Annotated in this window: 13 protein-coding genes; 1 reads left to right on the forward strand and 12 read right to left on the reverse strand. The window is 38.0% G+C overall.

From position 1 onward, the window contains the following. Positions 1 to 2: 2 nt before the first annotated feature. Entirely contained in the window at positions 3 to 1466 is a 1464-nt protein-coding gene (locus tag AC2TDL_RS19135) for a SulP family inorganic anion transporter (RefSeq protein WP_484697647.1), read from the reverse strand. Between the two features lie 209 nt (positions 1467 to 1675). Here AC2TDL_RS19135 and AC2TDL_RS19140 point away from each other — a divergent pair, with 209 nt between their 5' ends. After that, on the forward strand, positions 1676 to 1951 hold the full coding sequence (locus AC2TDL_RS19140; protein WP_484697648.1) for a hypothetical protein: 276 nt from the start codon (positions 1676 to 1678) through the stop codon (positions 1949 to 1951). A 67-nt stretch (positions 1952 to 2018) separates the two neighbouring features. Here the strand turns inward: AC2TDL_RS19140 and AC2TDL_RS19145 are convergent, their stop codons facing one another. The 11 genes from AC2TDL_RS19145 to AC2TDL_RS19195 form a co-directional block, all read right to left on the reverse strand. Then, entirely contained in the window at positions 2019 to 2666 is a 648-nt protein-coding gene (locus AC2TDL_RS19145; protein WP_484697649.1) for an ABC transporter ATP-binding protein, read from the reverse strand. Further along, the gene (locus AC2TDL_RS19150; RefSeq protein ID WP_484697650.1) at positions 2666 to 3457 is read right to left on the reverse strand and encodes an ATP-binding cassette domain-containing protein; all 792 of its coding nucleotides are present in this window, start codon (positions 3455 to 3457) and stop codon (positions 2666 to 2668) included. The genes AC2TDL_RS19145 and AC2TDL_RS19150 overlap by 1 nt, the downstream gene beginning before the upstream one ends. Next, positions 3454 to 4281: an ABC transporter permease gene (locus AC2TDL_RS19155; protein WP_484697651.1), complete on the reverse strand. Its 828-nt coding sequence runs from the start codon at positions 4279 to 4281 to the stop codon at positions 3454 to 3456. Before AC2TDL_RS19155 ends, AC2TDL_RS19150 begins: the two co-directional genes overlap by 4 nt. Continuing rightward, the gene (locus tag AC2TDL_RS19160) at positions 4271 to 5260 is read right to left on the reverse strand and encodes an ABC transporter permease (RefSeq protein ID WP_484697652.1); all 990 of its coding nucleotides are present in this window, start codon (positions 5258 to 5260) and stop codon (positions 4271 to 4273) included. The genes AC2TDL_RS19155 and AC2TDL_RS19160 overlap by 11 nt, the downstream gene beginning before the upstream one ends. Then, on the reverse strand, positions 5257 to 6897 hold the full coding sequence (locus tag AC2TDL_RS19165) for an ABC transporter substrate-binding protein (protein WP_484697653.1): 1641 nt from the start codon (positions 6895 to 6897) through the stop codon (positions 5257 to 5259). The genes AC2TDL_RS19160 and AC2TDL_RS19165 overlap by 4 nt, the downstream gene beginning before the upstream one ends. A 164-nt stretch (positions 6898 to 7061) precedes the next feature. After that, positions 7062 to 8549: a ribosomal protection-like ABC-F family protein gene (gene abc-f, locus AC2TDL_RS19170; protein WP_484697654.1), complete on the reverse strand. Its 1488-nt coding sequence runs from the start codon at positions 8547 to 8549 to the stop codon at positions 7062 to 7064. Between the two features lie 370 nt (positions 8550 to 8919). Further along, positions 8920 to 9900, reverse strand: coding sequence for a beta-ketoacyl-ACP synthase 3 (locus AC2TDL_RS19175; protein WP_484701300.1), 981 nt, complete (start codon positions 9898 to 9900; stop codon positions 8920 to 8922). 87 nt (positions 9901 to 9987) lie between these two features. Next, positions 9988 to 11682: a response regulator transcription factor gene (locus tag AC2TDL_RS19180; RefSeq protein WP_484697655.1), complete on the reverse strand. Its 1695-nt coding sequence runs from the start codon at positions 11680 to 11682 to the stop codon at positions 9988 to 9990. Further along, complete coding sequence (locus tag AC2TDL_RS19185) at positions 11676 to 13367, reverse strand: sensor histidine kinase (RefSeq protein ID WP_484697656.1); 1692 nt, start codon at positions 13365 to 13367, stop codon at positions 11676 to 11678. The genes AC2TDL_RS19180 and AC2TDL_RS19185 overlap by 7 nt, the downstream gene beginning before the upstream one ends. Before the next feature lie 139 nt (positions 13368 to 13506). After that, positions 13507 to 14385: a carbohydrate ABC transporter permease gene (locus AC2TDL_RS19190; protein ID WP_484697657.1), complete on the reverse strand. Its 879-nt coding sequence runs from the start codon at positions 14383 to 14385 to the stop codon at positions 13507 to 13509. Positions 14386 to 14396: 11 nt separating this feature from the next. Beyond that, positions 14397 to 15302 carry an ABC transporter permease gene (locus AC2TDL_RS19195; RefSeq protein ID WP_484697658.1) on the reverse strand — a complete coding sequence of 302 codons (906 nt, stop codon included), beginning with the start codon at positions 15300 to 15302 and terminating at the stop codon, positions 14397 to 14399. Positions 15303 to 15350: the final 48 nt, after the last annotated feature.

Below are 15350 nucleotides of genomic sequence, written 5' to 3' on the forward strand. Positions count from 1 at the left end.
AATTAATGACTTGCTAATGTCGGCTTGCTATGACTTTGCTCAATTACTTTGTCAACCAATTTTTTGCTTGCAGAGTTTAAGCCAATAAGCTTAACCTCATTATGATTCTCACGAAACTTCATTAACAGCTTATCTACAGCATCAACCGCAGAATCGTCCCAAATATGTGCATCTGAAAAATCGATCGTAATTTTTTGATGAGATACAGATGTATCAAAGGCTTGGGTAAAACCAGTCGTTGATGCGAAAAATAATTGGCCATTTACCTTGTAGTACGGTGAATCGTCATTCAGTTGCTGTGTCACTTTTATTTTTGAAATTTTAGCAACAAAGAAAATGGCACTAAGCAGCACACCGACGATAACGCCTCGTGACAAATCATGTGTCCAAAGCACGACGGCTACAGTCACAAGCATTACGAGTACATCAGTTTTAGGAGCTTGACGGATAAACTTGAACGTCGACCAATCGAATGTACTAAAGGAGACCATCACCATAATGCCTGCCAGCACTGGCATCGGGATTTTTAATACGAGATCGCCCATTACAATAATTAAGAACATTAGAAATGCTCCTGCGACAAATGTTGATAAACGCCCTCTTCCGCCGGATTTCATATTAATAATCGATTGACCAATCATCGCACAGCCAGCCATACCGCCGAAAAATCCAGTAATGATATTGGCAATTCCTTGTCCTCTTGCTTCTTTATTTTTATTACTGCTAGTTTCTGTCATATCATCAATAATCGAACTCGTTAACAACGATTCCAGCAAACCAACGATCGCAAGTGCAAGCGAGTAAGGAAGAATGATCATTAATGTCTCTAAATTAAAAGGTATATCCGGTAAAAGAAAAGTCGGCAACGTTTTTGAAATCGTCCCCATATCTCCCACAGTGCGCAAATCAAATCCAGCGAAAATGACAACTGCAGTTAAAACAACAATTGCAATAAGCGGTGCTGGAATGACTTTCACATAACGCGGCAAAATATAGACGATTGCCAGCGTAATTGCAACAAAGACATATGTTAAGGCAGAAATACCAACAATATGTTGCAGCTGTGTTGTGAAAATTAAAATCCCTAAAGCATTCACAAAACCAAGCATGACGGCTCGTGGAATAAATCTCATTAAATTAGCGATTTTGCATATGCCAAAAATAACTTGAATAATCCCTGTCAATATTGTAGCTGCTAATAAATACTGCAGACCGTACTCCTTTACAAGCGGCATCATCAATAGTGACATTGCTCCAGTCGCAGCAGAAATCATCCCTGGTCGTCCGCCAACAAAGGAAATGATGATGGCAATACAAAATGAAGCATATAAGCTGACCATAGGATCAACACCAGCAATGATCGCAAAAGCCAATGCCTCGGGAATTAATGCAAGCGCAACGACAATACCTGAAAGAATGTCTCCACGTATGTTTCCAAACCACTCTCTCTTTATCTTTTCTATCATCTCTCCACCTCATGCTGCTAGTTTCACTTGATTTATTTTAAACACAGCGTATAGTTTAACATCATTTTCAGGTTGTTGTAACTATTAATTTAATTCTTTTTAAACAATCATCTTAAATAAAAAACGTTTTGCAATTGACTATTAACATGCAATAATAAGCTTGATATTATTTTTATGTAATGTAAATCAATATAAAATAAGGAGAAAAAATGACACAAAAAACTTCCTGGTATTTAAAAAAGAAAGCCCTAATCTTTTTCTGTATTGTTACTCCACCAATTGGTTATCTAATCTTAGTTCTCAATTTAAAAAAGTTTGAGCATGCTCAAAAAATAGAATATTTATCTCTGGCAACGATTATGATGTCAATTTGGTTATTGAAGTTTCTGCCAGAAAAAATCAATAACTTTGTATGGGCGATTATTATTACAATTTTAGTAGGCAATGCGGTTATTAAGCTTATAGAGAGAAATAAGCAAAAATAATTGAATATGCGCTATTTATGCTCTTGAGATTTTGAAAGAAACTCTTATTGTTTTCAAAAGAACTAACTTAATTGGCTTTCATATAAACAATCCGATGACAGATCCGATTTAGTAAATGGGTATCGTGACTAACAACAAGTAAGCCAAGTTTCCTTTTCTCAACTAGCGATAGTATTGCCTGCCAAATTTGTGCCTGAGTAATAGAATCAAGCATTGTCGTCATCTCATCAGCTAGTAAAAATTCTGTTTTCGGACTTAATGCACGTGCAATACAGATCCGCTGTAATTGTCCGCCGGACAACTCTGATGGATAACGCTTTAGCCATTCTTGCTCTATTTGAAGTTCTTCTAATAAGCTCTTATCTGGCTGCCATCCTTCATTTAGAATTTGCTCGATTTTCCAGCGAGGATTTACTGCACTTTCAGGATGTTGGAAAATAAGCTGGACAGGATGAAAAACTCTTGGCTGCCGTTGAATGATGCGAAAGCTGTTCTGTTTTGGCTTAAGCGTACTAATGCCATTTAGCAAAACATCCCCCTGATCCGTCGCTTCCATGCCAGCCAAAATACGACATAGCGTTGATTTACCGCAGCCACTTTCTCCTTGAAGTCCAACAACTTCTCCTTTGCCTATTTGTAAACTCTTATTTTGGAAAAGCCATTTCTGCGCAAGCGTAGGATGTCGTTTACTAATAGAAATCGCTTCTAGCGCCATTACTCCACCACCCTTGCTGCAAAAAATTGATGTTGCGGAAGTGAAAGCCATAGTGAACGAGTATAGGGATGCTGCAGTAATTGACCGTCAGTTGAAAAATGTGCTGCTGGAACTCGATCAATTAGTCTTCCATCCTTTATAACCGCAACAGTATGAGCGATTTGTGCTGCGGCAGCTAAGTCATGGGTAATGAACAAAATAGCAGTTCCCTTTGCTGCAAGTTGTTTAAAAATCTCCAATGTTTGCTGGATAACGTCTTGATGAAGACCAGGAGTTGGTTCATCGGCGATAACCAGCTTAGCCCCACTTGCGATAGCTGTTGCTACAAGTATACGTCTTGCCATTCCTCCAGAGAGCTGAAACGGAAATAGCTTTTCCGTTCCCTCGGGCAAATGTAAGCTGCGAAAGATATGCTCCCTTTGCAGCTTTGGATCACCGTTTTGAACTGCATGCTCAACCTGCTTGCCAACTGGCATTAACGGATCAAGATAATTTAACGATTGTGGAATAAGGGCAATTTCTTTACCACGTAATTTCGCTAATGTTTTCGCATTTAGCCTATTCCCTTGATAGGAAATTAATCCTGTTTTACTGGCATTAGCTGGCAGCAAGTCTAGAATCGCATGCGCGAGCAAGCTTTTTCCTGAACCACTTGCGCCAACTATCGCTACAATCTCCCCTGCTTCAATAGCAAGTGACAGTTCGTCGATCACCTGTTGAACGGTCTTCCGCAGAAAACGATCGTACATTGTAAAGGAAATGGACAAGTTTTCAATATTCAGTAAGGTCAATGGTTAGCCCTCCCTTTTACTGATGTTGAATCTGGGCGTACAAGCTGAAGTAATGTACGAGATAAACGATCAAAGGCGCGAACAACGAGAAACAAACAGAATCCTGGAAAAACAGCAAGCCACCACATTCCTGTTGATAAATACTTCATCGACTCAGATAAAATAATTCCAATTGCCGGCTGATGCGGGGGCAACCCCATGCCAAGAAAAGTGATCGCTGCTTCATGAAGTATCGCATGCGGAAATAACAGCAGCGTGCCTACAATAAATTGTGGAATTAAGTGAGGCAGCATGTGGCGAGTCGCAATCCACCATGATGACCTTCCCATTTTTCTAGAGATTAGAACAAAATGGCTTGATTTTAACGTCAAAATTTCAGCACGCATTAATCTTGCAAGACTTGGCCAGTGAGAAAGGGCAACCGCAATAATAACTCCCCTCATTCCCCCGCCTAAGACAAACGAAATAAGCAGGAGCAGCACTAAATGTGGGACACTTAAACATAAATCGATTAGCCAAGTAATTGCACGATCTACTCCTCTGCCAAGTGTTGCTGCCATAAGTCCCAGCGCCCCAGCAATAACTCCGCTTATTGTGGCAGCAAGTAAGCCGATACCAATACTAATTGTCAAACCTTTCATTGTACGAGTAAACATATCTCGACCAAGCCAATCTGTACCAAACCAATGTTGTAGACTAGGTGGTAAATTTCGCGCAGTTAGTTGCGTATTCAGTCCATCAATGCTTAGCAAAAGGGATAAAATAAAGGGCAGTATAAGTACAACGGATGAAACAGATAAAGAAATGAGTATTTTACGCTTCACGCTCGTAACCCTCCTTTATCCGCGGATCAACGAGGCGATAAAGCAGCTCGGCTATCGCATTACCTGCAAAGACGAAACATGCGCTAAAGAGGACAATGCCCATCAATAACGGTACATCGCCTTTAGTGCTTGCCTCCACAATAGCTTGTCCTAAGCCGGGATATGAAAACACTTGTTCGATTAACACTGCTCCGCCAAACAATTCACTAAACGAAGCAAATTGTAACGTGATCGCCGGCATCAATATATTGCGAAGACCATGACGCTGCCAGAGCGTAAAGCCATGCTCGCCTTTCGCTTTGGCGAAAAGTACATAATCGCTATGCAATACATTAATGAGCTTCTCTCGTGTATGTAAAGCAATATTGGATATCCCAATGATGCTTAACGTACATGCCGGAAGCACTAAATGATATACTCGATCTAGCAAGGTTACATCAGCAGCGCCAACCCCAGCAGGAGCAGCTAACCCAACTGGAAATATCGGAAGCCATACGGTAAATATAATAAGCAGCAATAACCCTGCCCAAAACGTAGGTGTCGATGATAAAGCATAACAATACCATTGAATGAAGCGATCTATCCATGTACCTTGCTTCATAGCCGCGATTGAACCTGCGACAAAGCCAAATATTCCTGATAACAGCCAAGCAATAAGTAATAGAATAAAAGAATGCGAGAATCGGTCTAATATAAAATCAAGTACAGGTTCACGATAAATCATTGATGTGCCAAAATCTCCATGCAGCAGCGCATTTAACCAATGAAAAAATCTATTGATAGGCGGCTGATCAAGTCCCCAATATGAGGCAATCGCAGCGCGTTGTTCTTCACCTACACGCAGCATATCAGCGCCAATATACGCTTGTACAGGATCAATTGGCGACAAGCTTATTAAAGTAAACGAAATAATGCTAACAGCAGCAATTAATAAAATAAACTTAAGCAGACAATAAAGAAGCAGCTTTATGATGTTCATCTTTCATCCATCCACTTCCATGATTCGATATTGCTTGTAATTGGCCAGCCATGTCCGTGTGGATGAATCGACTGCTGTCCAATATCTAGCTTATCATTGACTAAGTACAAATGGTGAACATTAACAAGCCATGCCCAAGGTGCATCGCCTAATGCGCTTAAGCCAGTCGTTCCATCCCATTGCGCTTTTTTCCAAAGCTGATTCGCTTCTTGTTCATCGGTTGCCGCAAGCGCCTGCTGCATATATAGATCGACGGTATCATTTCGATAATAACCAGGGTTATAATAACCAACACCGGCAAATTGACTGCTGTAAACATGAACCATCTCCAATGGATCAAGACTTCCCCAACCAAGTAGTACCGCATTGGAATACATTTCTTTGCTAATTTCGTTCCAGCTTTTCCCTTCTACCTCGATGGCAACGCCTATCGGCTGAATCATATCTGCTGCAGAAAGCGCCAATGATTGACGAAGCTCATCGCCTGCTGGATATAAAAGTTTAAATTGTGCCTTTATTCCATCCTTCTCGACAATTCCGTCACCATCTGCATCATGCCAACCATTAACTTGAAGTATTTGCTTTGCTGCTTCAGGATCATTATCTTCAAATACGGTAGACTCGTTCCACCAAGGTAATTTGTCATTTAAGGAATAAGCAGGACTGCCATAGCCCTCTAGCACTCCATCAACGAGCAATTGGCGGTCAAGTGCAATATTGATCGCTTGACGAATCGCTACATCACTTGTTACATCGTTGCCAATAGGATAACCTTCAGCGGTGGTTGATCCAGATTGCACATAAGGAAACATAATTCCGCGATTATCCACGGTTTCCATAGCTTCAAGTCGCATTCCCTTAACTTTTTGCTTACTGAAAGAAGCCGGAATTGCTGCAATATCTACTGTCCCAGCTTTAGCTGCAGCAAACGCAGCATCCTCTGAGAGGAATAAAAACGTAAGTTGAGTAAACGGTGGTTGTTCCCCATAATACAGTTCATTACGCTCGACAATTAACTGCTGACCGCGATCCCATTGAACGAACTTATATGGCCCTGAGCCAATTGGATGTTTGGCATATTCTGAACTATAGGCATGCTTTGGAACAATTCCTATAGAAGCTAATACATTGACAAAGGTTGACTGTGCAGTTTTTAACTGAAATTGTACAGTGTATGTTCCCAATTCAGTTATTTCCGCCACATTTGTTAAGTCAAGAACAGATTGACTTTCCTTTGCTTGCTGAAACGTAAACACAACATCCGTTGCTGTTAAAGGCTGACCATCGCTAAATAATGCGTCTTCACGCAAGTTTACTGTCCAAATTAATCCATCTTCACTAATTTCGTATTCCTTTGCTAAATCACCAACAATTTCTAATTTTTCATTTCTCTTTAACAAAGTACTTTGAAACAATGGAGAGCCATATCTTCCCCAGCCGACCGTAGGATCAAAGCCATCATCCGGTTCTCCGCCTATTGCTAATACTAACTGTTGCTTTGGAGATGAAGTCAGTTGAGATTGGCTAGTATGATTAGCATTAGTAGATTTTGTCAACGTTTGAGCGCAGCCTGATAACAGCACGATGGCTGTGCAGCTAATAGCTAGAAAACTTCGAAAACCTCTACTTCTATTCATTCTCTCCCTCTTATCCTCTCTCTATTATCAATTTTACGATGATGTCACTTGTATACTAGAGTTGCATGTATAATGTAACATAATTTAGCATTCCTTAACAGCTACTGTGTAGAATTAGTATTCGAAGTTAAACACACCTTAGTCTGTTCTCTCCTAAAGCCCGCTTAGCACCGATCAAGCTCTACAATTTTGCTTGCGATTTGCTCCAAAAACATGAAATCATGCTCGACAAATAATAATGTCGGTCTATATTCCAGCAGCAACTGCTCAATCTGCATACGAGAAATCACATCAATGAAATTTAACGGCTCATCCCAAACATATAGATGTGCTTGTTCGCAAAGGCTTCTTGCTATTAGCACCTTTTTCTTTTGACCTGCACTAAAGCTAGCCATATCCTTATCAAATTGATCCCGTGAGAAATCAAATTTACGCAATAGCGTTTTAAATTGAGCCTCATCAATGCCATGCAATGCAGCATAATCTCTTAAATTACCCGATAAATGCGAGGTCGTTTGCGAGACATAGGAGATTTTTAATTGACTGCCAAGAGATAAGCTGCCCTGATAAGCAATGTTTTCTCCACAAATTAGCTTTAGCAAGGTCGATTTCCCTGAACCATTTTTTCCTGTAATTGCAATTCGATCTCCTTGCTCAATCGTAAAGCTTACTGGTTTACAAATTTCTATATTATTTTGCTTAAGCACGAGCTGTCTAGCTTCCACTAACTGCTTCTTATAATAATCTAATGGTGTAATTTTAATTGGAGCATTGAGTTCAATATTTTTTAAGAGCTTAGCTTTTTCTTCAAGTGCATCCTGTTGCCTTCTCTCCATCGACTTGGCACGCTTCATCATTTTCGCTGCTTTATGACCGATATAACCTTTATCTGGCTTGGAGCCGTAATGCAGCGTGCCATTTTTCGTTTTCTCAACCTCATGCGACCAATTGCTAGTTCGTTTAGCAGCTTGTTCTAGACGTTTAATATCTTTTTTAAGCTTTTCATTTTGTGCCAGCTCAAAATTATCCTGTAGCTGTTTATTGCTCCACCAGCTTGAAAAGTTTCCTCGCCTAATTTCAATATTGGTTTTATTAATCGATAAAATATGATCGACACATTGATCAAGAAATGCTCGATCGTGTGACACAAGAATAAAGCCCTTTTTCTTTTTTAAATATTGGCTAACAATTTCTCTGCCTTCGCGATCAAGATGATTGGTTGGTTCGTCAATAAGAAGAAACTGATGCTCCTTTAAGAATAAAACCGCCAGCGCAATTTTACATTGCTCGCCGCCAGATAACGATGAAAAAGGTCGATATAAAAGCTCTTCCCCAACCTGAAGCAAGTGCAATTCTCGCGCTAATTGCCAATATTCATAATTCGGATTAAGTTCATCAATAATATCGATCGTTAATCTATCCTGGTTCTCGATTGAATAAGGGAAATATTCAAACTGAACATTGCTCGTAATACTCCCCTTATATTCATATTTGCCAAGCAGTAATTGAAGAAAGGTTGTCTTGCCTCGACCATTTCTCCCAGTGAAGCCAAGTTTCCAATTCGTATCTATTTGAAAGCTGACATTTTCAAAAATATTATCGTAACTGCCCTCATAAGCGAAAGTTAATTGATTTACTTGGATTAAAGCCATATTAAAGTCCCCCTCTAACAGCTGAAATAAAAAAGAGCTGCAAGAAAGTTACTTTCTTACAGCTCAAATAATAACAGCTTATCCGGTCTGCTGCTTGATATTCAACTAGGAAATTATCCAATGCCTAGTACAAGCGCGCAAACTTAAATAAGGGGTTAAAGGAGCCTGTAATGTAACTTTCCTGCACATGGTTCATTAAAGCCATACGAAATAAAGGCAGCTTTTTACTAAAAGCTACAACATATGACGTATAAAGCTCTACAGTCCATTAGCAAGAAATATACATTACACCGTCCAACTCCTTTTATGAATTTATATGAATTTTACCATAACTGTCTAGCTCTCGCAATAAGTGGCTATTTCGATCGCATTACATTTGCCACTTTATTAGTAAACCCATATGAGTTAAGCCACCGCCAAAGCCATAGAGCAGCAAATGCTCCCCTTGCTTTATTTTACCTTGCTTAACAGCCATATCAAGTGCCAGCGGAATCGTTGCTGATGATGTGTTCCCATAGTATTCAAGGCTATATAATGCCTTATCTAAGCTATAGTTTAATCGCTCACATATGGATTCAATCATTCGCAAATTCGCACTATGAGGAATAAACCAATCTACTTGCTCCATCGTCATATTTGCTTTGTCTAGCAAAGTATTTACACCCTCTGGCACAGTTGTCACTGCCCAACGATAAACTTCTCGTCCATTTTGGACGATTTTATTGTTACTTTTAATCGGCTCATTAAATAGTTGCGGACTTAAAAAGCTACAGTACAGGTTTTTACTCTTTTCCCCATCAGTTCCCATATGATGGGCAATAAAGCTTGGATTTTCTTCATCGTACTCTACTAATGCTGCTCCTGCCCCATCGCCGAATAATATGCATGTAGTTCGATCACTGTAATCGGTTAGCTTGCTTAATGTTTCCGCTCCAATAACTAATATTTTTTTATGAAGTCCAGCAGTAATTAATCCATTCGCAACATGTAACCCATACGTAAATCCTGCACAGGCAGCATTCAAATCGATTGCACCTGTAGCTTTTAGCCCTAGCTTTGCTTGGATAATGGCTGATGCGCTAGGTGTAGCTGAATCAGGACTAAATGTACAGCAAATAATTAAATCAACATCGTCAATCGTTTTATTATAACGGGTAATTAAATCTTGAACTGCCATATATCCTAAATCGCTTGTAAATTGATTTTCAGAAGCGATTCGTCGTTCTCTCATTCCAGTTCGAGTAACAATCCATTCATCACTGGTGTCAATCATTCGCATAAAATCCTCATTTGACATTACTTTCTCTGGTACGTATGAACCGATAGCAGTAATTTTAGCTTTGGATTGAATTGGTAACACCTCCTAAAATAAGTTCATTATCATCATAACATAAATTAGTACCAGATACTAATATCAAATATTAAAAAAGACCTCGCTTTAAATCGACATGCGAGGTTTATGAAGATCACGGTATTCTTGCGGAGAGTAACCGGTAGAATTTTTGAAGAATCTAGTAAATGAGGTAGCAGTTTCATAGCCAACCTGTCTTGCTATTTCGTTAATTTTTAATTGATCGCCAGCTAATAATTCCTTTGCCTTCTGAATACGGGCAGTATCTATAAATTCAGTCAAATTCCGTTTCGTTTCTTGCTTAAAAATTCGTGATAAATAGGACGGATTCAAATATACTTGCTCAGACAAGCGTACAAGAGACAAATCTTCATTAAGATGGTTAACAATAAATTGTTGCAGGAAGGAAATGACATGATCCGCCCTTTTCTTTTGCTCCATGGATTGCAGTTCAAAGATATAGCTAAGCAATATACGTAAATAAGCTGCAGCTTCCGCCCAGTTCATAAAGCTAGCAGTATTCAAGAGTCGAATTCCGCCTGCTTTTTCATTGATTTTTTCTGCTAATCCCCACCGATTAATATAAGACAAAATACACATTGATAGAGAGCAATAGGCTTGTTGTCCGACTAAGTTATTTAAGTGAAGCAGCTTGCTTAAAGGAGTTAACAGTTGCTCAACTTCCTCAAAAAATTTATCCCTCTGTCCTGATTCAAGATATTGCTCTAAACGGCTAATGATGCTGGAGCTTAATAACGATAATAAAGTTTGCTCAATTTCATATTGCTCATCTTTACATGGCAAGCTGTCAGCAGGCTCTTTAGAAACTATTTCGTCATCAGCTAGTAAAATCGCTCCAGCCTTACCGATACGATAATTTAATAATGAATGCAATTCCGCATAGCGCTTAGCAACTTCATGCCAATTAGCCGGCCGGCTTCCCGCAGTAAAACTTATCGAATGATTTAATTTGTCTTTGCAGGTTTGTTGAATAGACTCCAGCATTCCCTTTAAATAACTAATCGTTGACTCGTATAACTCTGCAGAGCTGGCATGATCAGCTGCTTCTTTAGGCTGGATAAGAATTGTAAAATCAAATTGATCGTCTGAAATAATCACATTTCGTAAATTGAGTGAAAGATAGCGTTTTATAATCTGTCTTATTGAATAAACTTGATGAGTTTTTTGCATATAGGTCATTTCTTCATGATTATCTAAGCGACCTACAGCCATAATGACAGGTGCATCAATACTAAAAGGTAATGATAGCTGTTCAAATTGCTCCTTCGTTGCACGAATAACTGAATTTCCTTTTAGCAGACTAAGCAAATAATTCTCTTGAATCATTTCAAAAGCCATATCGATCTTTTCTTTTGCTTCTCGCAATAAATCTCCCGTTTTTATTTCTTTGCGAATTTTATTCACAGTGTCTTCAACAACTTGAATGACTTTATCTAAATCTTCGACTTTTAACAAATAAGCAACATCGGGGTGTTGTATTGCTTTATATACATAACTAAATTCACTATGTCCAGTTAAAAATATGACTTTACATTGAGGCCAGCGGATAAAGATTTCCTCCATAAGTTGGAGCCCGTTAATTTTAGGCATATCAATGTCGGTAAGCACAATATCCATCCTTGTACGCTGCAGCCATTCAATCGCCTCTTCTCCACTGTAAGCCTTATAGACGTCCAGCTCCAAATGATCCATCCCTTTAAACACTTCAACAAGATGATTCACGATAATTTCTTCATTGTCTACGATTAATAACCTTAGCATACCGCTTCCCTCGTTCCAGGATTTATTTGAAGATTAACTTTTAATCCGCCCAACCTGCTGCGTTCAACCTCGATGCCATATTGCTCACCATAAATTAACTGAATACGTCGATGAATGTTGTTAAGTCCCGATGCCTCACTGCTTGCGTTATGTCTAAATTGTGCTTGCAATTCTTGCAGCTTTGTATCTGTTAATTGCGTCCCGTTATCCTCGACTATGATACTCCATTTATCATTTTGCAATTGAAAATAAACTAAAATTGTAATCGTTCCATTGGAATGCTCAACGGCATACTTAAACGCATTCTCAATAATTGGTTGAATAATTAGTCGCGGCACCATTATCTCTTTAAATGAAGCGGGACATTGCTCAAAGTCAATGGTCAGTTTGCTAGGGTAACGCATTAGCTGAATTTCAGCATAAGTTCGTGCATGTTCAATATCATCATATAATGACACAAAATCAGAGTCGTTTTTCGTAATAAATTGAAAATACTCGCCCAGTAGCTTTGTAAAAGGAATAAGATTCTCATCTTGCACCTTCGCCATTGTATGAATAAGAAAAAAACTGTTATACAGAAAATGCGGACTAATTTGCGATTGAAGATGTTTTAATTCTGCTTTTTGCTCTAAAATTTTGTGCTTATATACTTGGTCAATTAAGTTTGATACGTTTTGCACCATCGAATTAAAACCTTTGTTTAAATAATCAAACTCATTATTTTGATTAACTTGAACTTTCACATTGAAGTTACCCTTCTCCACACTGCGAAATGCTTTAACAAGTTCTTTCATCGGTCGATTTATCAATTTATTTGTATAAGCGTAAATAATCACTACAAGCAATAAAATTGCACCAGTAAAAATCCATACCCAAATATAGAAGCCTTCTAAAGGACCGAGGATAATGTCTTTCGGAATAAAGCGAAACAACACCATATTCAAGTAATCCGATTTCTCGGCAATAATTAACGTATCACCGTGATTTGTTATCTTTCCTATTTTGATATCGCTTTCATTATTTAGGTACGATTGAATGACTCCTGCAAATTCCTCTCTTGTTTCGCTGCTGCTGTGGAAAGTTATTTCATTTGATAAATCTAATAAGATAGAGCCACTGTCAGGGTATGTATCAAATTGCTTTAAGTCTTGAGCAAATACCTCTGAATTTAACTCTATCTCAATAATATATAATGGATTGATGCCTGCATTCCCCATTAAATTGGTCGTTAGATGCAGTTTGTCATTATACATAATGAGTTGTGCCCCTGTCATTTCTTTCGGAATGAACAGCGACTGGACTTTATTAAGATTAAGCTGATTTACTGAAGTTTTAGAAGATAATGTCTTGTTTATTGGAATAATATGGGCGCTAACATCTGAAATATATGCGTTGCTATTATGGATAGATACTAAACGATGATGAAGCTTTCTCATACTTTCCATCATTTCATATTCGTCCATAATCGGATAGCGAATAGCAAGCTTGTTTAAATCTTCATCATTTAGCACATCATATTGCAATATTTTAATTCGATCAATTTCTGCTTCAAGACCTTCTAAGTAGAAACTAGCCTGTGCTGAAGTCGATTTAATAATTTCATCTTTTACCGTATTCAAGCTCCAAACATACATATAGAAGCCTAATGCAGCAATGACGATGATCGCAGCCAAAATTGTTGCCATTAATCTAACAAAGATGCTGGATTTAATCGTCACCAACTCCTTTATGATAAAATATCACTTTCCTATTTTTCCACATTTTATCATAAACTATCTTTTGTTAACATTGACTTCTTACATGATTTTACTTACATATCGAAAATTATCCTTTAACACTGCCGATTACCATACCTTTTACAAAATAGCGTTGTAAAAATGGATATACACAAATAATTGGCAATGCACCTAAAAAGATTTGCGAAGCTTTCAACGTTTTATCAGATATTTTCATCATAATTTTTGCTTCCTCAGGTGTTAGTGTAGTAAATGATTTTTGCACTACAACTGTCTGAATATAGCTTTGCAACGGATAATTTTGCGGATGATTCATATAAATCAAACCGTCAAACCAACTATTCCAATGACCAACTAAAGAAAACAGGGTTATAGTAGCGATTGCAGGCATGGAAATAGGAATATATACACTCCATAGTGTTCTCCAATGCCCTGCCCCATCGATAAATGCTGCTTCACTTAACTCTTTAGGTGTTTGTCTAAAGAAATTTAAGAGAATAACTACACTAAATACAGGTACTGCTCCTGGAAGAATTAACGCCCAAATTGTATCGATTAATTTCAAATCTTTAATCAGCATATAGGTTGGGATTAAGCCAGCATTAAAGATCATTGTAATAAAAAATGTCCATGCATAAAATGTTCTCAAACTAAACTCATGTTTTTCTTTTGACAAAGGATAAGCAACCATTGTCGCTAAAATTAAATTTATCGCACCGCCTAAAACAATACGCTTTATAGAGACAAGCATCGAGTCCCAAAATGCTTTACGTTGCGCAACAAATTCATATGAAGTTAAAGAGAAATCTTTCGGCCAAAACGTCACTGTTCCTGTAGCAGCTACTGCACTAGACGATAAGGAGATTGCTAATATATGAATCATTGGAAGTATACAAATTGCAGCAACACAAATAAGAAAAATATTGTTAACGATTAGAAACCAATCTATCTTTTTTCGCTTGTTCATGTTGTTACCTCCTAGAATATTCGGTAGTCAGCAATTTTGTATGCAAACAGATAAGAAGCAGAAACTAAAATTAACGCAATGAGAGATTTAAATAGCCCGACAGCTGTTGCCACACCAAATTGTGCATCCAATAAGCCAATCCGATAAACAAATGTATCAAGAATATCTCCGCTTTCATATACCATTGGACTGTACATATTAAAGATTTGGTCAAATCCTGCATTTAGCAAGTTCCCTAAGCTTAATACCATAAGTAGGACGATAACCATTTGCATCCCTGGCAAACTAATATGAATCATTTGTCTAAAGCGGTTCGCACCGTCAATTTGTGCTGCTTCATAAAGATTAGGATTAATCCCAGTTAAAGCTGCTAAATAAATGATTGTTCCGTAGCCAAATTCCTTCCAAGTATCTGTAAAAATCATTGTATATGGAAACCACTTATTATCTCCGAGGAAAAAGATCGGCTCAAAACCTAATGCTTTGATGAAATTATTTACTAAACCGTCTGTAGGGGAAAGCATATCGATAAAAATACCGCCTAATACAACCCATGATAAGAAATGCGGCAAGTAGATCGCTGTTTGAATACTGCGCTTTAACAAAGCATGACGCATTTCATTTAATAGTAAAGCAATAATAATTGGTACAACTAAGCCTAAAATAACCTTCATCGTGGCAATAAAAAACGTGTTCCATAAAATATTATCGAAGTTAGGCAAGCTCATTACATATTTGAAATTATCTAGCCCTACCCATTTTTGATCACCAAATAGCTTTTTTGCAGGAATAAAGCGTTGAAATGCAATGATTATGCCAGCCATCGGTATATAACTAAAAATGATAATAAAAATAAATCCCGGCAATATCATGAGATTTAGTGGCAATTCCTTCTTTAATTTTTTTAAAATCTTCATCTCACTCACCTTTTCTCATAAGCTATTTGATTAAGTTGGAAAGCAAGG

This window comes from Paenibacillus sp. plas6 (assembly GCF_057221655.1).

Coding starts and splice junctions, on each gene's coding strand:
- AC2TDL_RS19180 (WP_484697655.1), bottom strand. CDS start 11,682: ATGCTAAGGTTATTAATCGTAGACAATGAAGAAATTATCGTGAATCAT.
- AC2TDL_RS19145 (WP_484697649.1), bottom strand. CDS start 2,666: ATGGCGCTAGAAGCGATTTCTATTAGTAAACGACATCCTACGCTTGCG.
- AC2TDL_RS19190 (WP_484697657.1), bottom strand. CDS start 14,385: ATGAACAAGCGAAAAAAGATAGATTGGTTTCTAATCGTTAACAATATT.
- AC2TDL_RS19185 (WP_484697656.1), bottom strand. CDS start 13,367: ATGGCAACAATTTTGGCTGCGATCATCGTCATTGCTGCATTAGGCTTC.
- AC2TDL_RS19140 (WP_484697648.1), top strand. CDS start 1,676: ATGACACAAAAAACTTCCTGGTATTTAAAAAAGAAAGCCCTAATCTTT.
- AC2TDL_RS19160 (WP_484697652.1), bottom strand. CDS start 5,260: ATGAACATCATAAAGCTGCTTCTTTATTGTCTGCTTAAGTTTATTTTA.
- abc-f (WP_484697654.1), bottom strand. CDS start 8,549: ATGGCTTTAATCCAAGTAAATCAATTAACTTTCGCTTATGAGGGCAGT.
- AC2TDL_RS19165 (WP_484697653.1), bottom strand. CDS start 6,897: ATGAATAGAAGTAGAGGTTTTCGAAGTTTTCTAGCTATTAGCTGCACA.
- AC2TDL_RS19195 (WP_484697658.1), bottom strand. CDS start 15,302: ATGAAGATTTTAAAAAAATTAAAGAAGGAATTGCCACTAAATCTCATG.
- AC2TDL_RS19135 (WP_484697647.1), bottom strand. CDS start 1,466: ATGATAGAAAAGATAAAGAGAGAGTGGTTTGGAAACATACGTGGAGAC.